At 50.0% G+C, this 23,010-nt stretch carries 22 protein-coding genes, 2 tRNA genes, 1 rRNA gene and 1 other RNA gene; 16 read left to right on the forward strand and 10 right to left on the reverse strand.

Annotation, left to right across the window (positions count from 1 at the left end; translation table 11 throughout):
* The 5 genes from rrf to McpCs1_RS07950 form a co-directional block, all read left to right on the forward strand.
* Positions 1-112 (forward strand): 5S ribosomal RNA (rrf, locus tag McpCs1_RS07930); the annotation flags it as partial.
* Between the two features lie 774 nt (positions 113-886).
* A complete protein-coding gene (locus tag McpCs1_RS07935; RefSeq protein WP_338096723.1) occupies positions 887-4,372 on the forward strand; it encodes an InlB B-repeat-containing protein in 3,486 nt (1,161 codons plus the stop codon).
* 1,121 nt (positions 4,373-5,493) lie between these two features.
* Positions 5,494-5,985, forward strand: coding sequence for a hypothetical protein (locus McpCs1_RS07940; RefSeq protein ID WP_338096724.1), 492 nt, complete (start codon positions 5,494-5,496; stop codon positions 5,983-5,985).
* 156 nt (positions 5,986-6,141) lie between these two features.
* On the forward strand, positions 6,142-6,291 hold the full coding sequence (locus tag McpCs1_RS07945) for a hypothetical protein (protein ID WP_338096725.1): 150 nt from the start codon (positions 6,142-6,144) through the stop codon (positions 6,289-6,291).
* Between the two features lie 442 nt (positions 6,292-6,733).
* Positions 6,734-8,134 carry an META domain-containing protein gene (locus McpCs1_RS07950; RefSeq protein ID WP_338096726.1) on the forward strand — a complete coding sequence of 467 codons (1,401 nt, stop codon included), beginning with the start codon at positions 6,734-6,736 and terminating at the stop codon, positions 8,132-8,134.
* Positions 8,135-8,405: 271 nt separating this feature from the next.
* Here the strand turns inward: McpCs1_RS07950 and McpCs1_RS07955 are convergent, their stop codons facing one another.
* From McpCs1_RS07955 to McpCs1_RS07970, 4 genes are all read right to left on the reverse strand, one after another.
* On the reverse strand, positions 8,406-9,053 hold the full coding sequence (locus McpCs1_RS07955) for a DUF1129 domain-containing protein (protein ID WP_338096727.1): 648 nt from the start codon (positions 9,051-9,053) through the stop codon (positions 8,406-8,408).
* Position 9,054: 1 nt separating this feature from the next.
* Positions 9,055-9,381 carry a PadR family transcriptional regulator gene (locus McpCs1_RS07960; RefSeq protein ID WP_338096728.1) on the reverse strand — a complete coding sequence of 109 codons (327 nt, stop codon included), beginning with the start codon at positions 9,379-9,381 and terminating at the stop codon, positions 9,055-9,057.
* A 376-nt stretch (positions 9,382-9,757) separates the two neighbouring features.
* Positions 9,758-10,612, reverse strand: coding sequence for an agmatinase (gene speB, locus McpCs1_RS07965; protein WP_338096729.1), 855 nt, complete (start codon positions 10,610-10,612; stop codon positions 9,758-9,760).
* An 18-nt stretch (positions 10,613-10,630) separates the two neighbouring features.
* Complete coding sequence (locus McpCs1_RS07970; protein ID WP_338096730.1) at positions 10,631-11,011, reverse strand: translation initiation factor IF-5A; 381 nt, start codon at positions 11,009-11,011, stop codon at positions 10,631-10,633.
* Positions 11,012-11,046: 35 nt separating this feature from the next.
* Here McpCs1_RS07970 and McpCs1_RS07975 point away from each other — a divergent pair, with 35 nt between their 5' ends.
* The 4 genes from McpCs1_RS07975 (at position 11,047) to McpCs1_RS07990 (ending at position 14,060) form a co-directional block, all read left to right on the forward strand.
* Positions 11,047-11,331 carry a hypothetical protein gene (locus tag McpCs1_RS07975; RefSeq protein WP_338096731.1) on the forward strand — a complete coding sequence of 95 codons (285 nt, stop codon included), beginning with the start codon at positions 11,047-11,049 and terminating at the stop codon, positions 11,329-11,331.
* 13 nt (positions 11,332-11,344) lie between these two features.
* Positions 11,345-12,136: a bifunctional fructose-bisphosphatase/inositol-phosphate phosphatase gene (locus tag McpCs1_RS07980; RefSeq protein ID WP_338096732.1), complete on the forward strand. Its 792-nt coding sequence runs from the start codon at positions 11,345-11,347 to the stop codon at positions 12,134-12,136.
* A complete protein-coding gene (locus tag McpCs1_RS07985; RefSeq protein ID WP_338096864.1) occupies positions 12,136-12,954 on the forward strand; it encodes an NAD(+)/NADH kinase in 819 nt (272 codons plus the stop codon). Before McpCs1_RS07980 ends, McpCs1_RS07985 begins: the two co-directional genes overlap by 1 nt.
* A gap of 398 nt (positions 12,955-13,352) precedes the next feature.
* Complete coding sequence (locus McpCs1_RS07990) at positions 13,353-14,060, forward strand: DUF169 domain-containing protein (RefSeq protein WP_338096733.1); 708 nt, start codon at positions 13,353-13,355, stop codon at positions 14,058-14,060.
* A 387-nt stretch (positions 14,061-14,447) separates the two neighbouring features.
* Here McpCs1_RS07990 and McpCs1_RS07995 read toward each other — a convergent pair whose 3' ends face one another.
* The 3 genes from McpCs1_RS07995 to McpCs1_RS08005 form a co-directional block, all read right to left on the reverse strand.
* Complete coding sequence (locus McpCs1_RS07995; protein WP_338096734.1) at positions 14,448-15,098, reverse strand: ArsR/SmtB family transcription factor; 651 nt, start codon at positions 15,096-15,098, stop codon at positions 14,448-14,450.
* A 205-nt stretch (positions 15,099-15,303) separates the two neighbouring features.
* Positions 15,304-16,182 carry a type II methionyl aminopeptidase gene (gene map, locus McpCs1_RS08000; protein WP_338096735.1) on the reverse strand — a complete coding sequence of 293 codons (879 nt, stop codon included), beginning with the start codon at positions 16,180-16,182 and terminating at the stop codon, positions 15,304-15,306.
* Positions 16,179-17,312: a M24 family metallopeptidase gene (locus tag McpCs1_RS08005; protein WP_338096736.1), complete on the reverse strand. Its 1,134-nt coding sequence runs from the start codon at positions 17,310-17,312 to the stop codon at positions 16,179-16,181. The genes map and McpCs1_RS08005 overlap by 4 nt, the downstream gene beginning before the upstream one ends.
* A gap of 66 nt (positions 17,313-17,378) precedes the next feature.
* Here McpCs1_RS08005 and McpCs1_RS08010 point away from each other — a divergent pair, with 66 nt between their 5' ends.
* The 6 genes from McpCs1_RS08010 (at position 17,379) to McpCs1_RS08035 (ending at position 20,005) form a co-directional block, all read left to right on the forward strand.
* The gene (locus McpCs1_RS08010) at positions 17,379-17,729 is read left to right on the forward strand and encodes a hypothetical protein (protein ID WP_338096737.1); all 351 of its coding nucleotides are present in this window, start codon (positions 17,379-17,381) and stop codon (positions 17,727-17,729) included.
* Between the two features lie 7 nt (positions 17,730-17,736).
* Positions 17,737-18,039 (forward strand): hypothetical protein, encoded by a 303-nt coding sequence (locus tag McpCs1_RS08015; protein ID WP_338096738.1) that lies wholly within the window; start codon positions 17,737-17,739, stop codon positions 18,037-18,039.
* Positions 18,040-18,110: 71 nt separating this feature from the next.
* A tRNA-Asn gene (locus tag McpCs1_RS08020) sits at positions 18,111-18,183 on the forward strand.
* Positions 18,184-18,545: 362 nt separating this feature from the next.
* A tRNA-Ile gene (locus tag McpCs1_RS08025) sits at positions 18,546-18,617 on the forward strand.
* Between the two features lie 85 nt (positions 18,618-18,702).
* Positions 18,703-19,014: signal recognition particle sRNA (ffs, locus tag McpCs1_RS08030), an RNA gene on the forward strand.
* A 25-nt stretch (positions 19,015-19,039) separates the two neighbouring features.
* Positions 19,040-20,005, forward strand: coding sequence for a malate dehydrogenase (locus McpCs1_RS08035; protein WP_338096739.1), 966 nt, complete (start codon positions 19,040-19,042; stop codon positions 20,003-20,005).
* Between the two features lie 183 nt (positions 20,006-20,188).
* On the opposite strand, the gene McpCs1_RS08040 is transcribed toward McpCs1_RS08035, so the two are convergent.
* The 3 genes from McpCs1_RS08040 to McpCs1_RS08050 all read right to left on the reverse strand — a co-directional run bounded on the left by McpCs1_RS08040 (position 20,189) and on the right by McpCs1_RS08050 (position 21,269).
* Positions 20,189-20,449, reverse strand: coding sequence for an elongation factor 1-beta (locus McpCs1_RS08040; protein ID WP_338096740.1), 261 nt, complete (start codon positions 20,447-20,449; stop codon positions 20,189-20,191).
* A 9-nt stretch (positions 20,450-20,458) separates the two neighbouring features.
* Positions 20,459-20,620: an HVO_2753 family zinc finger protein gene (locus tag McpCs1_RS08045; RefSeq protein WP_338094787.1), complete on the reverse strand. Its 162-nt coding sequence runs from the start codon at positions 20,618-20,620 to the stop codon at positions 20,459-20,461.
* 64 nt (positions 20,621-20,684) lie between these two features.
* Complete coding sequence (locus tag McpCs1_RS08050) at positions 20,685-21,269, reverse strand: amino acid kinase family protein (protein ID WP_338096741.1); 585 nt, start codon at positions 21,267-21,269, stop codon at positions 20,685-20,687.
* 46 nt (positions 21,270-21,315) lie between these two features.
* On the opposite strand from McpCs1_RS08050, the gene McpCs1_RS08055 reads away from it, so the two are divergent.
* Positions 21,316-22,992 carry a phospholipase D-like domain-containing protein gene (locus McpCs1_RS08055; RefSeq protein ID WP_338096742.1) on the forward strand — a complete coding sequence of 559 codons (1,677 nt, stop codon included), beginning with the start codon at positions 21,316-21,318 and terminating at the stop codon, positions 22,990-22,992.
* Positions 22,993-23,010 lie beyond the last annotated feature (18 nt).

Here is a 23,010-nt window from a genome sequence, read left to right on the forward strand (position 1 = left end):
ATAGCAGAGAGGTTCCACCCGGACCCATTCCGAACCCGGCAGTTAAGCTCTCTTACGTCGGATACTGTACTGAGATACGCGAGTTCTCGGGAACTATTCAACGCTGCACCCCCTTCCTTTTGATTGATTGTTTTGTAATGTTTTTTTGAAGAGCGGGGAGCTTTTGTGAATTTTGTTTGAAATGAAACGCGAATAGCGCGAATCGCATGCCTTCGGCCTGCTCACCGCTTCTCGGAATAAAAATTTTCAGGATAGTATTCAAGGATTATTTTTTGGATGCATCTGGTTATTCAAAAATATGCTGATAATTTTCTTTATCTTTTGAAAAATCGCCATTGGCGATTTTTTATTCGCGTTTCACTCCAAACAACAAAAGTCTCGTCGACCATGACCCAAGCATCTGCTCCGGTGTTCGGCATGGTTGTCGGGCTGTTCGCAGCTGGTCTGCTGATCAGAAGGCGACTCTCGTAAGAGAGTAACCACTCTTCTTTTTTCTGCTCAGGACTTGGTGTCAAGTCTGGGTAAAACCGCGCACGAACCTCGCAGACCCAATGGCTCGGTTGTATTTCATGCGAATTTGAAAATACGTTTCGAGAGTTTTTTGATCAGTAATTTATGGCGAATATGTGGTTTTTGATCAATTCTGATCAGCAATCTCTCGAAAAAGAATCTGCGAGAGGTCTTCAATCCGGATTTTATGGTCATACATTAGGTCTGCTTGAAAATAAAGCTCAGAATGAGTAGAACGGAATAATTATTCTCGCGAATAACCCGGGCAAGTTTTATTTTCTCTCAAAAACCACGTACAAATGTCTTAGGATTACATGACCTGATTTTGAGAAACTCTGCTGTTTCTGCAAGCTCATCTCTCCTGAGGAGGAATCACATGCTTTTACGAACATGCGGGACACAATGTCCCAAAACCGAGGCAGGAGAACTTGGACGCGGTGGTGTACTCGCGGTCAAAGCTCCTGAACGAAGAGAAGACCCAGACCGCACTATGGCTGCGGCTGCCGCTTCTGAAGGAAAAAATACTACAAAATATCTCTGGCTTGCAACTACCTCTCTTTTACTAATATTCTTGCTGATGGCGGGAGCTGTCAGTGCAGAAGGATGGAATGTCGTTACAACAGCAGAAGAACTGCGATCCAATCTCACTGTCGGCAACAATGTAACACTTGGCGACTCTTTCACCGATGCAGGCACATCCTCACTGATCATTGAAAATGCAAATCCTGTACTTGATCTGAACGGCAAGACGCTCACTTTTTCGGGAATTACAAATAGTGCACTTGTCATCGGCAATGATACCGCAAACAAAAAAGGATCACTCACCATTCAGGACTCACTCGGAAATGGTGGAATAAAAGTACCAAATGGATACTTATTTTTCGTGCGAAACGCCAGCACTCTCACCCTGAACGCAGGTTCGTTTGAGGCAAAATATTTTGTTGTCTCCACAAATGCCAACGGAGAGTGGAATGACCCAACCATCACCATCGGCCAGGATGTGACCCTCACCACACCAGACACAGCGATCTATATCCCTGCACAAGGGAGCAACGTGACCATTACCGGTGCGAAAATCAACGGAGGTCTTGGTGGAGTATGCGTCGCATCCGGTAATGTTACCATCACCGATACCGAGATCACTGTTTCGGGTCAGAGTAGCCCGCGATGGAACGACGTAGACGGATCTGCAGATGACGGATCGGCTGTTGTAGTGCAGAAAAAGAGTGCTGCATACAAAGGTGATGTCAATCTGAAACTTCTGGGCAACACCGTCGTCGACGGTCCCACCGCAGATGCACTGCATAATTACATCCGCAAAAATCCTGATGATCCAGGAAAAACCACCGTAACTATTGCAGATACTGTTCGGTTCAACGGAGCACTCAGAAGCTATCAGTATGGTACCGCCACAAGTGATATCGGCGGCATATTCCAGAATGAAAGCGGCGAAATTCTTCTCTATCCCGGTTTAAGTCAGGATGGTGTTGCATGGGGCGGTGACGCCGTCAATGGCTGGACGCTTACCATCTCCAAATCCGGCAGTTACAAACTGATGGAGAGTTTCGATTACGCTCCCTACACGAGTGCCAACCGGCTTTCTATCACCAATGACGTAACCCTCGATCTGAATGGTCACACCATCACCGCTCAGAGAGCCTCATCTGCTGGTGATACCGCATTCATCAGTGTGAGCGAGAAAACGCTGACCATCAACGGAAACGGAGGTGGAATTTCCACCTCAGGTACAAGTTCTGACGGTTTCAAGTCATGTCTCTTCCTTGCTGGAAAGAACAGCACATTAACGATAAACTCTGGAACATTCTCCAGCAACGGAATTGTCATCTCTGAGAACGGAGCTGTAAGCCCGAGTTATGCAAACCCAACCATCATCCTCAACGGCGGAACTTTCACCTCATCGAACTCTACGGCGGTTTACATGACTGCGGATGACGGCACGCTTACCGTTGCAGACGGAGTTGCCATCACCGGCAAGACTGCGGGTATTGAGATACGCTCAGGCAAGGCAGAAATCACCGGCGGCAAAATTCATGCAACCGGCAGTAACAATTATCCGCCCTTATCAGCGGTTCCTGCAAACCCAATCAGTGACGGCTCGGCTATTGTTCTCGTTTCAAAACCGGATGCATACACAGCAGATATTGAGTTGACGGTTGGTGGAACCAGCACAGAGCTCATCAGCACGAATGGTGCAGCGATCCGCAACTATGTCCGCAATGGGGATGGAAAGGGCGGTATCAAAGCCTCTAACGATACGATCAACGTGATCGTTTCAGATACCGCGAAGCTTTCCGGAAAGACAGCAGTGATCGAGAACACTCATTACTCCGGCGATACAACTCCTGTCGTCGGCACCTTCAACCTCAACGGCGGTTACTACAAATGTACTGATGCTGCCGCGGGAGTTCTGCTGAAAGATGTTACTCCCACGTATCTGGCGAATCACATTATGAGCGATACTCCGGTCATGGACGGCTATTACGGCATCATCTCAGTCGAACCGATACATTCGCCGGGCGGAACGGTTAATGATGCCTGCGGCTGCATCGATGTCAGTGCGGGGGACATAGAACTGATTGGAAACACAGTAAACATCACCGTTCCCGAGATATCTGGTGTGGTTGCCGTAAACTTCACATTGACCTATCCGGGCGGGGTAGAGGTATATGGAAACCAGATTCAGCCAAATGTCTCCGGCGAGATCCCCAAAGTAGAGATGATCTATTCTCCGGTTTCACTGAGGGTTTTCGAAGTTGGTCGGTTTTATCTGACAGTTGAAGGAAATCCAACCGGAGCAGAAAATCTCTCCAGACTTCTGAACGGGACTGCAATTCCGTTTATCTCAACCGAAATAAACGATGAGGCGAGAGACAAACTTCCCACTACAGCTGTCTACATCGGCATGGTTACGGTGGATTACACCAACTACAGCAGATATGTTGGCACTCCAACCCTGCTGATGACGTTTGGCATTCTGGATGTCGGCGAGTTTGAGGGCATGGATTACCGGAAAATATTTGTTTTCCATGTTGACAAGGACGGTAAGGTAACGAAGATACCCACAACTCAGAGTTATCATGGCAATGATTGGTACACGTTCACCGCCACTTTCACCGATGCATCTCCACTGATTCTTGCCTATGATCCGAGCGGCGGCCCGGGCCCGGTTCCCCCGGGGCCTTCAGATTCTTCTGACGGCAACATGGAAAACGCGTTCCGTGTCCTCTTCGATTCCAAAGGCGGCAGTTTTGTACAACCGGCAACGTATCTTTCCTACGGTGACCGCGTTCCAAAGCCCAGTGAACCAACTAAAGATGGTTACACTTTCTCAGGCTGGCACAAGGATGAGGCATGCACGATTCTCTGGATCTTCAGCGAGGATGCAATTCCTGGCGACATGACGCTGTATGCGAAGTGGATCAGCACCGCAACTCCAGTTGTAACCCCGTCAGTAGAACCGACAACAGAGCCTCCGGTACCAACCATGCAGCCCACCGCCGCACCAACAATTACGGACGTCACCATCTCACCGCCGATTGAGATTGATGACGACAGCAAATCTGGTACCGAAAATAACGGGGTGTTCTTCATTATCCTCCTACTGTTGCTGCTGTTCCTCCTGTTCCTGATCTATCTCCTCCGCCACACCGTAATCTTCCTTGTTCATACAGCGGAAGGTATCGAAAAGTATCGCATCAGAATCTGGCATGGGAAAAAAATCGATCCGAAAAAACTACCCGAACTTCTCAGAACAGCCGACTGGTATCTCGACAAAGAACACAGTAACCGCTGGGACATGAAAGAAGATCGTGTCACCCGAAATATCACGCTCTATCACTAAGAGCGCTGTATAATATCCGACAGATTCACACTGATCCCCTATGTGCGATCCGTGTGAATCTCTTCGTTTGGATTACTGATCGATGTGCACTCTTGTCGTCTTCTGGGCATATGTCGGTAAATATCTTCAGAAAACCCTCAAAAATCACTGCTGGCGTTGTTTCATTTGCGTTATTTACGCGAAACTGCGAAGCTGCGAAGCAGTGAACACGGCGGAATGGTATGTGATTACGACCCTGCTTGCAGGGGAACCAAGCAAGCCATAGGTATGCGAGTGAATCCGAGCCGGGTTGATTCTGTGGGCTGCTCCGCCCATTACGGGCGGAAGCCGTCCCACATTAGAATCGAAGCGGGGAGGGAGGCTCCTGCTCCGGTGTTCGGTGTGGTTATTGGGCTGTTCGCGGCTGGTGTACTGATGAGAAGGAGGTCTCCATAAGACGAAAAACCGTCTTCGGGGTGCGAGAGAAAAACAACTTCTCTTTTCCACTCCGCAAGATTATTTAAGCAACGGATGATATTACATTGAGAGTACATTTGGTCTCATGGTGAGGCCACTCGTCACTGCCAAACCGAACTCAAAGGCTGCCTGAGGCAGTACTGGCGGCCATAGATAATTCTGCGCAAAATATGATGATCCAGATACTTTTCATGTAATTCCTATCTGGAAATGGGTACACACATATGCCCGCCATCAAAACAGCACACTGCGCGGGATTATCTGCCGATACCGGTAAAAAACAATTTTTTTTTGAATAGGACTTACGCGGTGATGAGTTTCATTGTTTGGGATTTTTCTGTAGGTGGTCTCGCTTGAAGTAACCACGTATCGCATGCCTTTGGCCTGCGATACGTGGTTGCCCCAAATAAAATCAAGGACAAAGAATCCCTTTTTTTCTTATGTTATTTCATACCGCGTAAGTCCTATTGATATAAAACCGCTTATTGATGCGAATCTGTAATCTGTTGATTGTTCTGTCTTTTTCCCTAAATTTTCTCACTTCTGTCGAAAAACGCCCGCGAACTCGCATTGATTACTGATCACAACTAATACTCTTCTGTTGCAAAGCGGCCGCTCCTGTAACACCAAAAACTCCACACAAAAAACAAAAGGAAACAACTGAAATGCCACTCGACTTCACCCCCACCTCTATTCAGAAAGCCGCAAAACGCGTCTTCACGGTGCCCATCACCAATGCCGCCGCGTTTGATGCAAACATCGCCGCACTCAAAGACGAGACCAATCCTCTCGGCACAATCGCAGGCGGCATCACCACCACCGAAGCGTACTACAAAGCAACGATCGCCTACCTCAACCCGCTTGGGAAAGTTCTCGGCACCATTGTTGTCACCGCCCCGACCCGTGATACCTATGACAGCGTGATCGCAGATATTCTTGCAGACACTGCCATCAGCACTGCGTTTGGTGAGAACACCATCGCCGACCGCAACAATACCAAAGATAACTGGTACGTCAAACTCAGACTCCGCGACCCGACCGGCGAGACCTATTACCTCGCCTTCAACAGAGGGGAGCTTAAGATCAGCTCTTACGGAGATGATGCCATCCTCGCCAGAGCCGAGGCATGGGCGGATACAATCACCAACCTAAACTAACCGCCCCGCTTCAATTCTAATATGGGACTGCGGGCCTTTGGCCCGCAGCCCCATAGAATTAAACCGGCTCGGCATCTCTCGTCCCTTCGGGACTCGGTCTCACGGTTGATTGAGATTATTTGAAAACTGACTACACAACGAAACGGAGAAACAATCATGGACACCATCACCACCATCCTCATCATCGGCATTGCTGCCCAAGGCATTACCGGCGCTGTCCTCATCCTCGCAGGACCCATTTACGCCTGGAACGACCGGTGGCTTGACAGAACTCATCGGACAACTGCTGATGAAAATCGGGAGTAAAATCTCGATCTATTTTTTTAAAATTCGTTTTTCCTGCTTAACCGTGAGAACGAGTCCCGAAGGGACGAGAGATGCCGAGCCGGTTTGATTCTGTGGGCTGTGCCGCCCGTTACGGGCGGAAACAGCTCACATTAGAATCAGAGCGGGGCGGGTGGCTTGACAGAACTCATCGGGCAACTGCTGATGAAGATCGGGAGTAAAATCCCAACCTTATTTTTTGCGCGAACCGCTCAGTCCAATATCACATATCAATTCTGCAAACAACTCCCCTTCCTCCCTCTCCCGAAATCCTCCTCATCCACATTGCCCCTCGTTCTCTCATCAGGTACGTCATAGGGAATTTCCTGAAATTTCATTTCATTTTGAAAACCAACCTCATATAACTGAGAAAAAAATTGTAGTTAAAGCTACCCTTTTAATCTCTACAGACCAACGATAAGATATGAAACGCACAGGACTTGTGTTACTCGCCCTCATACTCGTAGGCGGACTCGTCTTTGCAGCAGGCTGCATAACAGCCCCTGCATCTCAGTCCCCTGAGGGCAAATGGATCCTCACCGATTTCGGATCCAACGCGACCCCAGACCACCCGATGGGTGTCATCGACCTTCAGATAGCTGGCACCAACGTCTCCGGCAACAGCGGCGTAAACCAGTACTTCGGCACTGCCACCATCGACGCAGCCAACGGAAAAATCAGCTTCGTCACGCTCGGCACCACCAGAATGGCAGGATCCGAAGAGATGATGGCACAGGAACAGGCATACCTTGCAGCCCTTGCCAACGTTACCGGTTACAAAGTTGCTGACGGCAACCTCATCCTGACCGACTCTGCTGGCGCAGTTCTTCTCACGTTCGCAGCAATGCCTGCCGTAACCCTTGACAAAACCTCATGGATTCTTGCCGACGACAAAAACGTCACCCTTGAGTTCGCCAACGGCATATTCAACGGCAACGCTCCGGTCAACTTCTACTCAGGCGCATGGTATGTCACCGGAACCAACGGCATCCAGTTCGGCAACGTCATCTCCACACTGATGGCAGGGCCGACAGACGCAATGAACGCAGAGTCTGCCTACTTCAAAGCGCTCGCCAACACAACCAGCTACAAAATCACTAACGGAAACCTCGTCCTCATGGACGCCTCCGGCAGCACTCTCCTGACCTTCAGGGAAAATATTGTCGAAATTGGCATCACCATCACCGGCAGCTGGACGCTCTCCACCGACAAAAACGTAACCATCGACTTCGACACATTCGGCGAGGTCAGCGGCAAAGCTCCGGTTAACTCTTACTTCGGCAACGTAACCATCACCGGCACCACCATCAGCTTCGGCCCGATCGGTTCCACCAAGATGGCAGGACCTGAAGTCGCGATGAACGCTGAGTCCGCATACTTCGCAGCTCTTGCGAACGCCACCGGTTACAAGTACGGTTCAACCACCCTTGACCTGCTTGACGCCGACGGCAACACCATCCTGACCTTTGTCAGACCGGTCAACGCAGGCCCTATCTCTGCAAAAGCCCTGCCCGGCATGGAAAAACACGGGCTCGTGAACGAGTGGCTCCTTGCTGACGACAACGCTGTTACCCTCACCTTCACGTCCGAAGGCACCTTCAACGGACATGCTCCGGTCAACTCCTACTCCGGCAGCTACACCGAGACCCCTGACAGCCTTATCCTCAGCGATGTTATCACCACCCTTATGGCAGGGCCGGAAGCTGCGATGAATGCTGAGTCTGCATATTATGCGGCTCTCGGCAAAGTTGCTGACTACAGAGTCGTTGACGGCAGACTCTACCTCAACGATGCGGCAGGAAATACTCTGCTGACGTTTGTGTGAATATCATATCCCCAAACACACCAAACCAATTTTTTTCTTTTTTGTGGTTTTGTCTATTAATTCCTGCTTCCCACTATTCGCACGCCGTTCCGTCGTGCTCACTGCTTCGCAGCTTCACAGAAAAAAACATCACAGAGAGGCGTGAACATCACTGAATCCGAAACAATTCATTTCTGTGACGTTCACGTTTGCTCCGTGATGTTTTCTGCGATGTTCAGTGTGTTCCGTTTTTCCGTGGGCGGAGCAGGCAAAGCCGAAAAAAAGTATGAATTCAGTTCTGCCGTCTTCGGATCAGAATAACCCCGATCAGAATCACAACCCCGATCACCAGAACAACATAAGGATCGATGGTGAACAGTTCTGTTGTTGGCAGGAAGCTGTAGAGCAGAAGAAATCCTGCAAGCACAACAACCACTCCGCCGTAGCCGAGAATCCGGTTTCTCCATACATGTTCTCCCGGCAGTCCCCAGACAACTCGGGAAAGAAACCACATAACCGCGGTCCCGCAGACAATACCAAACAGAATCGATACAAAGAATGCCGGAGTTACCATCATCGCCGTTCCGGGCAGCGTGCCGTTCAGAAAAATTGTTGCTATCAGCAGCGCGATTCCGGTGTAGAGCAGAAGTTCGACAACATCCAGAACCTTGGTCAGCGGGGTCTTTTTTCTACCGTTTGCGATCAGCTCGTTGCAGAACAGGGTGTAATCCTCACCGATTACCTCTGCAAACGAATCATTTCGCTCCTGCGCCTCAAGTGCCATGCCGGTCAGATCCTTTCGAATGGTCTCCACCTCAAGGTCTGTTAAGGCAGACGCGGTCAGGTAAAAATACATTCGCGTGATCAGACTGCTGTTCTCTCTTGTCAGTTCTTTTTCCAGTGCATTGTTTTCTTTTCTGAGTTGTGATAATTTTGACATGTTATTTTTCCTCGGTAAGTATGCGGCCTGTGGCCTGCGAAATCTCCTGCCAGGCAAGAACAAACTCTGCCGCAGTTTCACTGCCGGTTTTGGTGAGATGATAGTATTTTCTGCTCGGACCAAGGGGCGAAATCCGGTACTCGGACTCGATGAGATTTTTTTTCTCAAGCCGCACCAGAAGAGGATAAATGGTTCCCTCCCTGACGTCAGTAAATCCGTAATGGATCAGTTTCTCCATAATCTCGTACCCGTAGGTGGTTTCATGGCCGATGATCTTCAGAATGCATCCTTCAAGCGTTCCTTTCATCAGCTGCGTTTTGTCAAACATTGTTCTTCTGCCTATTGTGTATTGCAAGCTACTTTGTAATACAAAGTAGTGATCAGAAATAGGAAGTAAGATCCTAAATACGTTGTGGTTACTGAGGTGTTGCCAATAAATTCGTTTATTACTAGCTAACATTCATCGTAGCTCCGCCCACGGAAAAACAGAACACACGGAAACTTCACCGAAAAAAACATCACAGAGAGGCGTGAACATCACGGCAATGAATTTTTTTCGGATTCTGTGATGTTCACGTCTGCTCCGTGATGTTTTTCTGAGATATTCAGTGTGTTCCGTTTTTCCGTGGGCGGAGCAGTGAGCAGGCCGAGAGCATGCGAATCGTGGGCGAAGCAGGCAAAGCCACAAAAAAATAAAAAAAAAATTATTCGGTATGAGCGCAGTAATGCCCTGCAATGAACTCGCGGATCAGGTGCGCCGCAACAACCGCGGTCTGGCCGGAATCGTTTGGCAGAACCTCAACATAATCAAAACCAACCGCATTCTTCGCAAATCGTCTGATCACTGACCGCACGTCCACCGGCGTCAGCCCGAACGGCTCAGGCGTTCCAAGGCCCGGCGTCATACAGCAGTCGATGGCGTCTGCATCTATTGAAAGATACACCGAATCCTCGCCGATCATCTGCCCGACCTCATCCAGAACCGACCGCATTCCGCGTTCGAGCACATCATCAGCCGTGTAGAGATGGAATCTCTCGCGTGCCTCGGCAAACTCATCCCGTGTCCCGCTCCGGGGACCAATGATCACAATGTTTTCCACGTTTTCAGAAACTCGCGCCGTAACACAGTCATGATTAAACCGGGACCCGCGGAACTCCTCAAGCATATCCAGATGCGCATCGCAGACAACATACCACTTCGGCGCAACCGCCCGCACCGCGCCGATGGTGAGCGAGTGCTCGCCGCCGATCATAACCGGAATCTTCTCATCCTTCAGCAGATCAGAGACCGCGTCCTCCACTTGTCCGCAGACAAGGTCGGGAACGCAGTCGCAGTACATATCCCCCATATCATGGAACAAAATCTCCGGCATCTCCACATCATGGAACGGCAGATAAGTCTCCACATTGTATGATGCTGCCCGAATTGCGAGCGGTGCATCACGTGCCCCGGCTTTAAACGTCGTAGTTGCATCAAACGGAACGCCAAAGATCACATACCGGGCGTCCTGATACGTAGCGTCTGCATCTGCGAAAAGAGTGTTGGAAAAAGACTGCATGGGTGGTATTGTGCAGTCTTATCGGTCAAGCTTGCGCTTGCCAAGGGATTCGATGTAAGGAACTTCCTGAGCCGGCTGGAAGGTTGCGACAATTTCATCATCGACAACAAGCTCGAAGTTGTTGAAGTCTTTCATATCCATGAACGTCACAACGTTTCCTGCGATCGTTAAAATCTGGCCGGTCTTGCGCTCCACGATGGGTGCGTAAACGGTCGAGGACGTCGGGGAAACGACTGAGCGTTTCTGTCCGTCAAAGAGACCGACAACGTCGAGTCTTGCTTTTGCTGCTCCATGCTTTCCCGGCTTGGAGATAGAGATGCTCTGAATCTTGCACGGCTCGTCGTCAACAACAACGTAGCGGCCTTCCTTGAGCTTGCCAACTTCTGTCTGTTCCTTCATAATTAACTCTGACTAATTATGCGAGGTAATTGCTTATGAGTGTTCCGACACTGATTGCTGGAAAGCTGATATTCATGCTCGTTGGTGATGTGTGGGGGATGTGTGGAGGAAAAAACGCGAATAGCGCGAATAGCGCGAATAAAAAATCGCCAATGGCGATTTTTCAAAAGATAATTTGTATTTTTCACCGATTGATATGCAGAAAAATAAGTAATCTTGATGAAATTCTAAAAATCGCCTTTGGCGATTTTTTATTCGCGTTCTTCGCGTTTCAGATATCTGTTTCACCCACCGCTGATTTCATGAGGGTGCCGCACTAATACCAATATATCTATGGTAACGCCGTTTCAGTTTCTGTCTGCATGCGATGAAGTGGGAACAATCATGTCCAAAGAGCTTGCTCCGCTGATTGGGACTGCCTACGGCGGCGAAGAACTTTGTATCGGCGCTGACAACACACCGACCGAGCGCATCGATCAGATTGCCGAGGATATTGTGTTCACGTACTTTCGGGAGAAGAAGATCTGTTGTTCGCTTCTTTCCGAGGAGGCCGGGATGGTGGATATCGGCGGTGAATCAGGAATTGCATATCTTGATCCGGTTGACGGCACGTTTAATGCGGTCGCCGGCATTCCGTTTTATGCTCTCTCTATCGCCTTATCCGACGGCGAGAAGATGATCGCAGGGTATGTGATGAATCTCTCGAACGGCGAGCGGTTCACCGCAATTCGTGGAGAGGGTGCGTATCTGAACGGCGAGCCGATTCAGGTATCAACGGAAACCATGCTGGATCACTCTGCGATGAGCGTGTATGCAAAAAAATTTGACATGACCCGGATGATGGAACTTGGCCACAAGATCCGGCGCTGGCGGCTACTTGGAGCATCTGCTCTTGAGCTGTGTTATGTTGCCTGCGGGAGGCTTGACGGGTTTGTGGATATGCGCAACACGCTTCGGGTGACTGATGCTGCGGCAGGTATTTTGATTTGTCAGGAGGCAGGCGGCCGCGTGTCTCTGCCGGACGGGAGTCCGGTGGTGTTTGCTGATAATGTTGTTTCAGGAACCTGTCTTGTTGCGACGAACCGCGTGATTCACCGAAAGGTGATTGAGTATCTGAGGTCATGATGAAGGTCTGTGTTGTTTCCAGGATTGATCTCAAGGAACCAATCGAAAATGCCCAGTCGCTTGGGTGGATGCTGCTTGACAGCGGGCACGAGGTGGTGTATGAGGATTCGGTGGCGTCAGAACTTGGATACGAGGGAGTCTCTCTTTCCTCTCCTGATTTTTCTGCGGATCTTGTTGTGGTGCTTGGGGGTGATGGCAGTGTGCTTCGGGTGGTGCGGATGCTGGCCCGCCAGATTCCGGTCGTCGGGGTGAATCAGGGTAGGGTTGGTTTTCTTACGGATCTTGAGCGGGAGCATGCATGCGCTGTTCTTTCAAATCTTACGCTGCCGCTTGCGGTTGAGCCGCGCATGCGTCTTTCTATTGAGCAGGACGGGAAGCTGCTTGGTTCAGCTTTGAATGAGGCTGTTGTGGTGACGTCGCGGCCTGCGAAGATGCTTCAGTTCGCGACGTTTGTTAACGGAAGTAAGGTTGGCGAGTTTCGTGCGGACGGTCTGATTATTGGAACGCCTACGGGCTCAACCGCGTATGCGATGAGTGCGGGCGGCCCTATTGTGGATCCTTTGATTGAGGCGTTTGTGCTGGTGCCGCTTGCTCCGTATATGCTGTCTTCGCGTCCGTATCTGATCTCGTCGCAGAGTGAGATTGAGGTGCGGCTGGTGAGCAGTAAGCCTGCGCAGCTGGTTCTTGACGGGCAGATGCAGATTGATTTGGGCGAGGAGGCGACGCTTGTGGTGCGCAAGTCGCTTGAGCCTGCGCTGTTTCTGAATGTTGGCCGGAGTTTCTTTGAGAAGGTTGAGCAGAAGCTCCGCCTTCTCTGATTTTTTTTTGGTTGTGGGTGTGTTTGTATATTCGTATGGGGTTTATTGCGGGTGCTCGCTCGTTTTTTTTTGTCCTTGGTTTTGCTTGGAGCAACCACGGAATGCACTGAAATTTCACGGAGCTTCACGGAAAAAATGCACGGAGAACGCCTGCGGCGCCGGAATGCACGGAACATAAATACCCTTAGATTCTTCCGTGCATTCCGGCGCCGCAGGCGTTCTCCGTGCATTTTTGCGAAGCAATGAGCAGGCCAAAGGCATGCGATTTCATTTTTTCCGTGAAGCTCTGTGTTCTCCGTGCATTCCGTGGTTATTCTGATAGAAAATCACTGTCCCCCCTAACGAACACCCCAAGAAAATGAGGAATGATTATATAACAGTCCCGCCTATGTTCATGCATGGAAGGAATGAAATCAAACCCTGATTTCGCAGCGATTTCCGCTGTTCTCAAGGATAATCTGGATCTTACCGGCTCACCGGTCGCGGTCAGGATCGCGACCTCGCCTGATCAGATTCCGTCAAACATCAAAGAAATCGAAGAGACCGTCCGTCACTGTAAAATGATCTCCCTCGCCCGCGAAGGCCAGGTGTTCTACGCAACTGATGCCAAGCATCAGTGCGGCGGCGGCGCATGGGCGCTGGGATTCCGCAGCAAAAGCGAGTCTCTGAGAACCGGCGAGCATTATTTCCGTCTCGGCAAGTACGAATCCATCTCTTCGAGCCGCAGAACCATGGAAAGCGTTCCAAATCTTCCGCAGGAAACCTATGCAACCATCTATGCTCCGCTGGAAAAAGCAGAGTTCGCTCCAAACGTTGTGTTGATCTTTGCCAAACCCAAAGCAATGCTCAAACTTGCCCAGACTGTGCTCTTCCGGCTCGGCGGCAGAATTTATCCGCAGTTCTCCGGCATCCAGTCCGTGTGTTCTGATGCAACAGCTTACCCTCTCCTCAGCGGAAAACCCAACTTCTCCCTCGGATGCGACGGCTCGCGCAAGTTCTCGGGCATCGCTGACGAAGAGATGGTCGCCGGACTGCCGGTGGAAATTCTCGCAGAAATTGCTGAGAGTCTTGCAACTGTGGTGAACGCCGCAGGCTCGAAAAAATAACTCTTTTTTACAATCCGGCTTTGCCCATAAATTCGTTTATTGGTGAACACTGTTCGGCATTATTTGTTGTTCCGCCCACGGAAAAACGGAACACATGCCTTCGGCCTGCTTACTGTTTCGCAGGAACACACGGAAATCTCACAGAAAAACATCACGGAAATGAAATGTTTTCGGATTCCGTGATGTTTTTTTTTCTATGTGTTCTGTGTGCTCTGTGCATTCCCGCGAAGCTGCGAAGCAGTGAGCACGACGGAACGGCGTGCGAAGCGGGGAGCAGGCCGTAGGCATGTGAATCGTGTTTACTCCAAGTGAGGCCAAGGACAGAAAAATCTCAGGACGATGAAATTCATCACCGCGTAACTCCTATTTTCAGCAAAAAAAGAAAAATCAGGCTCCCCGCTTGAGCGAGTAAACCTCATACACCATCATCAGCGCAAGAATCACGACCCCTGCAACAAAGAAAACGGTCACCGCATCATGAATCCAGAGCGGTATTGCAGAGTTCGCCGCGTCAGTCATCATCTCTGTCGGCGATGCTGTAAGCAGAGTCGGCTGACCGACGTCCATTACTACTGCCCCGCTCTTGGCAACCATAGGCAGTCCTCCGTGAGGTGGTGCCGGCTGAATAAAGCCGAGAAGTGTTGACGGAATCGCCAGCCCCAGAGCACAGATAATTGCCAGCGCTCCTGCGGCAACACCATAACGTTCCACAATTCCCCGAACATCCACCTTCTTCTTCGGAGCAATAATTACTACCTGATCCTTTACCGCATAGATCTTCATCTCGCGGCCTTTTGCGCTCCAGCGGGTATCCGTGACCTCAATCAGACCTGCCGACAGCATATTTTCCAGATGATATTTTACGGTCGTCAAAGGAAGGCTGCTTCGCTCTGCCAAAGCTGTTGCACTCATCGGGCAATCGGAAAGGGCATTGAACAGATCTGCTGAAGTCGGGGAAGACATAGCTTTTGCAATCTTCTGCGCCTCAGACGAACCCTGTTCAACAACCACAACATTCTCGTCTGTCACCGTTATCACGACCTGTATAGACTTACCTCAAGATTGGACGCAAAATTATAAAACCTTCTGGTAAACTTCGAATACATTGGTAGTCAAGAAAAATTTCAGGGATTGGTCGCATTTCAGCCCACGGAAAACACGGAACGCAGGCCGAAGGCATGCGTTCCGTTTTTCCGTGGGAGGCAGAACTCAAGACCCTCCACTGAAAAATCTCAAAAAAAAATTATCTGGTTGTTACAACCGGTCCTTCTTCAGAAACAATAATCGTATGCTCAAACTGGGCAACAAAACTCCCCGGCGTGTCTGATAAGCAGTGATACACATACATATTTCCCTGTCGAAGAAGCGACGGCAGTGCAAGGTCAGCCTTTGGCACATTCAGCCATCTGCGGGAGAACGGCAGGCCCTGCATAACCTCGGCACGCTTCATAATCTTTCGCGCAGTTGGCGACCGCACGGACCCGTCTGCTACCACCTGATAAATTTCCGCCCTTGGTGTCTCATGCACCATGCCGGTCCCGGTCGTTGCGAAGGGCTCTATTGCCACAACATTACCCTCGCGCAGAACTGCTGAGCCGAACATGCCGGTGTTTGGAATTGAGGGGCCGTGATGCAGATCATATCTCGCCACACCATGACCGGTCAGATTCAAAATCGGCTTGAACCCGTACGAAGTAATCGCTGCTTCCACTGCCGCACCAATCTCGCTCACCACAACTTCGGGCATCACAACGTTGATAGCTGCTTCGAGCGCTGCCTGCGCAGCCTCGCACAGCTTCCCGTGATCGCCGCCAAGATCCACCGTCATCGCCGTATCTGCAATATATCCATCGATGTGGGTACCAATATCCAGCTTCACCAGATCGCCTTCGATGAAGGTTCGCTCATCGACAGGCGACGGCGAGTCATGGGCCGCAACCTCGTTTAAGGAAATATTTGGCGGAAACGACAGCATCGCACCCGCTGACTCGATTTGTTCAACAACCATATCAAAAATATCGCCCATCAGAACCCCGGGTTTTATCTCTGCTGCACAGCTGTGCAGCACCTGCTTTGCAACTCTCCCTGCTTCCAGATAGTTGTCCAGCTCGGCATCATTCATACTATTAATTGTTCGTCGAAGTTAGTAAACCTGTCAAATCCGTTCTCTGTAATTACCCCCATATCCTCAAGCCGTACTCCCCCCACACCCGGGTAGTAGAGGCCTGGTTCGATGGTTACAACGTTTCCCGGCTCAAGAATGCCGCCCGCAAGTGACAACGATGGCCCTTCATGAATCTCAAGACCCACGCCGTGTCCGAGGCTGTGAATAAATCCTGACGAGCCTGCGGTTACATATCCTCTCTCGGCAAAAAAGTCCACCACTGCCTTGTGCACATCTGCTCCCGAAATTCCGGGAGCAAGCATCTCTGCTGCCAGCTCTTTTGCTTCATGCACGACCGCATACATCTGCACAATCTCTTCACGCGGGGCACCTTTTGAAATCGTTCTTGCCATGTCGGCAAAGTATCCGTTTGCCAGACTGCGGGGAAACACATCCATAACAATCGGTTGGTTTGCATACAGCTGCCCGGTTCCCAGGCAGTGCGGCATTGCCGTGTCGGTCCCGCACGAGATGATGGTGTCGCGCTCCTCGCACTTCCAGGGACGAAGGGATGCTGCAATCACATCCCTGACCTTCTCCGAAGTCACGGGCTCATCCTCAAATATCAGTCCTTTGTCCTCTCCGACCTCTGACTTTCTGATAAGATCCACCGCACAGCGGGTGGCCTCTTCGTTTCTTTTCTGCACTTCGCGTATCAGTGCGATTTCATCTGAGGACTTCACCGTCCGCATTCCTGCAACCGTTCCCCGGTCAACGATAACGTCTGCAACACTCATCAGGGTCTGGGCAAAACCCACCGGCATGGAGGAGGGGACAAGGAGTTTTTTTCCGGCAAAGTTTCCGATCATGTGTGCGGTTGCAACTTCTGCATCCTGATACTCTTTCAGGAGATCAGGGAGTCCTGCCGCGCTCCTTGTTACCACGTTGCATGTTGTCTCTCTGCGCGCACGCAGTTCCTCCATCGATGAAACAATTACTGTTCCCTCTCCTTCTTTCGAATAAATGTAGATGTAGGGGTCCGATGTCAAAAATCCTGCCAAATATCGCATGTCTGCGTTTTCCGACGAGTCATAGACGACGTATGCATCACAGTTTTTTTCGGTTAGGGCATCTGCCAGATCTCTCATAGTTCATCTACAGATCTGTTGTAGAGAGATGTAGTATTTATTGCTCGGACACCGATGTACATACTAATGGACGATAAAGAACAGATGATGTTTAAGGGGAAATTTACTATCCTCGTTGTTCTCCTCAACGTCATCATCTTCTCCGCTGCTGTTGCTGTCTGCGTGTGGGCAATAATTGATGACAGTTACTGGTTCAAACTGCCGGTTGTTGTCGCTGCCGCTCTCATTTGCGCTGTATCTGTTCTAATTTTTGTTCCCCGCTACAAAGCAACCAGAGCATGGCTGCAAGTTCACGGAACAACCAAAGAGGAACGGCTTGCCATCGCAAAGAAAGAGGACGACGAGTACCGTGCACGGATTCGCGCGGAACTGGAAGCCGAGATGCGAGAAGAAGAAAGCAAAGATAAACAGGATTGATGATATCATGCTGAGCAAAATCAAAGGAGAAGTGGAGCTGCTTGAGCGCCATCTGTCGGTTATGCGGGTTGTTGCCAGAACCGGACCGATTGGTATTATGAAACTCACCGAAGAACTCAGTCAGCCCCAGCATCGGATACGCTATTCTCTGCGGGTTCTTGAGCAGATGCAGTACATCAAGGCAACTCCTGCGGGCGCTGTTGCAACGCCGAAGGCATATGAGATGCTTGAACATTTTGATGAGGAGCTTGAGGGTCTGATTCGGCAGCTTGCGGTTCTTCATCAGGATAAAACCATCTCCAAATCATAATCTTTAATACAACAGGTTGCCTATGTATTTAGGCAAGACACGTGCGAAATACCTTCGTAATGTGTTCGATTGCCGCCATAACTCAGTTGGTAGAGTGGCTGGCTGTTAACCAGCATGTCACAGGTTCGAGTCCTGTTGGCGGCGCTTCTTTTGTTTTTCTGTTCAGTGTTTTTTTTCATGAAATATTTCTGTCTTTGTCATTCTGGTTTTGTCTGCGCCTGTTTCTCGTATCCATGACATTTTCTGACGAAGTGTATTCCTGTAGAACTACTGGGTTGTTGGAAGTGCTTCTGAAATTGGCATGAACTGCGAACTGTTCGGTGTGAAGCGGTGTTTTTCGCGGGCAATTTGCATATATTCAGAATTATTTGCCGAATGATCAACCGACGAACAGGTTTAAGTAGATGTATGTCGAATATAATGTGTTCTTCTGCAAGGGAACAAATTTCTTTCGGGAAGCAGATTCGTCTGCATTCCCATTTTCTGTATTATCTGCCAGTAGCATTGGGCCTGTAGCTTAGTGGTGGAGCGCCCGGCTCATAACCGGGTGGTCGTGGGTTCGAACCCCTCCGGGCCCATTTCTTGGGGATGTCTGTTGTATTTTTCTTTCTCCCGTTCAGTTGCGCATCCTACATCATTTTAACCGGTGAGCGACTCATTATATATGGGACTAGTCCGGGTGGCTTGGCGTCACCTGTAACCTGAAACAGCCAATATGCAGGGGACGAAGTTTGAGGACGGCTGTGGCAGTCCAACTGACGCGGCATATTCTGACGTTGATACCTCGTCCTGTGAGGTCAGCGGCGATGACGGGCACATCCGGAGGGATGTGCTCTCATCTCGTCGTGGGCACCGGTTCAGGCCCGGAAGGGAGCAGACCTACTGTGAACGCATGGCGCCCACGGGGTTGCGGGGCGGAGAAGGGGTATGTCAGAGAGGCTGGATGTGCGCTTTCAACCGATAACGTGTCCCATCTTTTACTTTTACGAGGCATTTCTTCATGGCAAAAGTGACTATCATTGGTGCAACCGGTCAGGTTGGTTCATACGCAGCCCATGCTGTATCGCAGTTTCCGCATGTTCAGGAAATGTGCCTCTACGGCAGACCTGGTAATGAGCAGTATCTTGACGGACTAGCGCATGATATGATGGACTCGTTTGCCGCACGAGGGACGAACACGAGAGTTACGTTTGGGACAAATCCCAAAGAGCTGCGTGGTTCTGACATTGTTGTTCTAACATCCGGGGTTCCAAGGAAACCTGATCAGTCCAGACTGGATCTTGCACTGGAAAATGCCAAGATTGTGCGCCACTTTGCTGAGCAGGTTGGCCGCATGGCACCTGATGCGATTCTTCTTGTGGTGACCAATCCGGTGGATATTATGACCTCCGTTGCCCTGAAATATTCGGGAATGATGCCGCACCGTGTGTTTGGTCTTGGCACGCATCTGGATTCAATGCGTCTGAAAGCATGCCTTGCCGAGTTCTTTAATGTGCATGTGAGTGAGGTTCACACCCGTATCATTGGCGAGCACGGCGATACGATGGTTCCCATGTGGTCGGCAACGACTGTCGGCGGTATTCAGATCGATAATATGATTGGTATTGCGAAGCTGCCGCGCGATGAGATGATTGAGCGGGTGAAAAACAGCGGCACGTATATTATCAAAGCAAAAGGTGCGACCGTTTTTGGTCCTGGTGATGCTGTTGCCACGCTTGTCCGAACGATTGTTGAGGATGAGAACCGCATGCTGACGGTTTCAACGCAGATCCGGCGCGAAATTTTCGGGCATGACGGCGTTTGCATCAGTGTTCCAACGAGAATCACTCGAGGGGGAGTGTTTCCTATCGGCGTTCGCTTGTCTCCGACCGAGGAAGCTATGTTCAGCACTTCGGTGAAGATGATTAAGGAGCTTACCGAGCGGATTTATGCTGCTCTTGATGCGGATTCTTCAGAGACCGCATAATAATTTTATATTCTGTTTTACGGGTATTTGCTCTACTTATTTGTTTACTGACAACTAACGTTAGTCGTAGCTCCGCCCATGGAACACATGCTTGTGGCCTGCTTACCGCTTCGCGGGAAAAGCGGAACTTACATGAAAGTACAATAAGCAGCCAAATTTGCAATGAAAAGAAAAAAAAAGTATTTAGAGCAGCCGGTTCAGAGATTCAATCTCTGCGCGATCGATGCCTGCAATGCCTGCAAACATGCCTTCGATCTTGTCGCCGGAGCCTTCCTCATCTTCTGCGATCACCATGAGCTTGATTGCGGAGAGGCCAAATCCAATTGGTTCCACTCTCATATCCTGAATGCCTGGGATCTTTGCCTTAATGTCGGCCTGAAGCTTTGCCATGTCAACTTCCGGGGATTCCGGCATGACTTTAATGATTACTGCGACTTCGCCCATATTATTCACTTATGGTCCCTGGAATCCGCATTTCGGACAGGTGTATTTTACGCTCTGCTTGCGGCAGTATGCGCAGCGGTAAATAACTTCTCCACAGTCCGGGCACTTAAATTCTGTTGCACCGCGCTCTGCGAGCGGGGCATTACATGACGTACATTTCGTAGCTGCCATTCGATCAAACTCTCTAAATTATTAGTTCCCCACAATTATAAACGTGTGGCCTTCACCACTCTGATTACTGGAGGCGGGTTCCCAGCACATTTTCTCCGGAGAGATACTGTATCAGGCGTTTTGGCTTGCGTCCATTGAGTATTACTGCCTTGATATGATATTTATTAAGAATCTGCACGCAGCAGGGATCAATGACATCTGTGGTCGTGCCGAGGGTAAGTTCAGGCAAAAGTTTTCCGTTCGTTACTACGCCGTCCACTGATTTGAGAAGTATCAGCTGGCAGCCCAGCTCTCCTGCAACCCATGCCGCAATCGAGTCTGAGGTTATGTCCCATGAGTGGGGCAGAGGGTCGTACTCACGAAGAAATGTGTAGGGAAGAAATATTTCTGCGCCGCTTTCTGGCATGGTGCAGTGGCTCGTTGTTTTCAGGCCGAAGGTTGAGAGATACCAGCCATATTGATCCATCGCAGCGACTGCCATCCAGTGTGCGGCGTCTCCGTCGATGCCGAGGTCTCGGACGTCATTGGCAAACACTCCTCCGCCGGGAATTATCAGCGCCGGAGTTTTGATCTCCCCAAACTCGTGCAGAATATCTTCTGCAACATCGATCAGGCTGCCGCCAATTTTTATCACAACTCCTTCGGTCATAGATATCTGCAATACTATTAATCAGTCTCATGACACAAAAACCAGTATGAGATCATGGTTGGCCGCAGTTGTTTTTGTTCTCGCATGTCTCACTATTCCTTCCGCATCCGCGTTTCTGATAACCGAGGTCTGCCCTGACGGGTATGCGAAAGGTGATGGGGATGAGTATTTTGTCCTTTCAGGATCGGGGAGTCTTGACGGGTGGGTGGTGACCGACGGGGAAGGCTCGGTTCGTTTTCCTACCGGGTCGGCTTCGCGGGAATCTCTGACTGTGGCGCGTGATGGCGCTGCCTACTATGATGTTCACGGCATCCACCCTGACTATGAAATTTTGTCCACGCTTGACGTTGTTCCTGATATGGTCTCCACCGGCAGATTTCAGATGGCAAACACGAAGGATGATGTCACTCTGCTTTTTTACGATGAACCAGTTCAGTTCTTCTCATGGCCCGAGGATTTTTCCTCCAAGAATGGAATGATTCATGTGTTTTCCGAAGGTGTCTGGGATGAACGCATACAGCGCATCGGTCAGAGCAGTTTTGTTCCTGAGACCTTCACCGCAGACTCGGTGACGCTGTTTGTGTCGCCCGACTCCTCGTTTGAGGTGGTGAATGGTGTCATAACAGCAACGCAGTCTGAGATGCTCATCTCTATGTATGAGTTTACGCACCCGGAGCTTGCCGAGTCTGTTGCTGACGCTGCTTTGCGCGGTGTGAATGTAACTTTGCTTGTCGAAGGGGGTCCCGTGGGCGGCATGAGTTCTGAAGAGAAAGGTGTCCTGAATTATCTGACGGACGCGGGCGTGTCGATTTACACGATCGAAAGCATGGATACAAAACCTGCCAGATACCGGTATCTCCACACAAAGTATCTTGTCTCTGACGACTTCGTCACGCTTGTTCTCTCTGAAAACTTCAAACCAACCGGCATTCCTCTTCCGGGGACTCGCGGAAACAGGGGGTGGGGTGCGGCTGTCTACAGCACCGGCGTTGCAAGCTATTTCAGCAAGGTCTTTTCCGCAGACCTTGGCGGGTATGACATCTACTCATATGTTCGAACATCTGATCCGTTTCCGCCTTCCTGGTCTGATGAAGATATTGTGGTTCATTTCCCTGCGCGCTCCATCCAAAATGTTCTGGTAACGCCGGTCATTTCTCCTGATACCAGCCACTTAATTCCTGATCTTGTCCTCTCTGCTGAGAAAAGAGTTGATCTTCAGCAGGCATACATCTCCCCATATCCAAACAGCGCGCGCAATATTTGGCTGGATTATGTGCTTGATGCGGGGGGTCGCGGCATTGATGTACGGGTGATGCTTGACGGCATGTACTACAACACGGACGGCGAGCATGACAACGACGAAACCGCTGCAAATATCAATCGGCTGTCTGAAAACGATGATATTCTTGTGGAAGCACGTCTGATGCATCCGAGCCAATCAATTACGAAACTGCACAACAAAGGGGTGATAGTTGATATGAAATACGTACTTGTGAGTTCTGTCAACTGGAATTATAATTCTCCAAATAATAATCGTGAATCAGGGATTATCATCGAAAATGCGGATGCAGCCAGATATTTTTCTGATGTTTTTGATTTTGACTGGAATGATGGATCCGGCGAATTTCGAATCGCTGCTCCCGGTGGGGTTGATCTGCGCTACGCCGTAGTCGTCGTAATTGTAATGTTACTGTTTGTCATTTGGCTACTGAAACGACGTTAAAAAAAGTTTTGTTTTATA

Source organism: Methanorbis rubei (assembly GCF_032714495.1).
GTDB classification, from domain to species: domain Archaea; phylum Halobacteriota; class Methanomicrobia; order Methanomicrobiales; family Methanocorpusculaceae; genus Methanocorpusculum; species Methanocorpusculum rubei.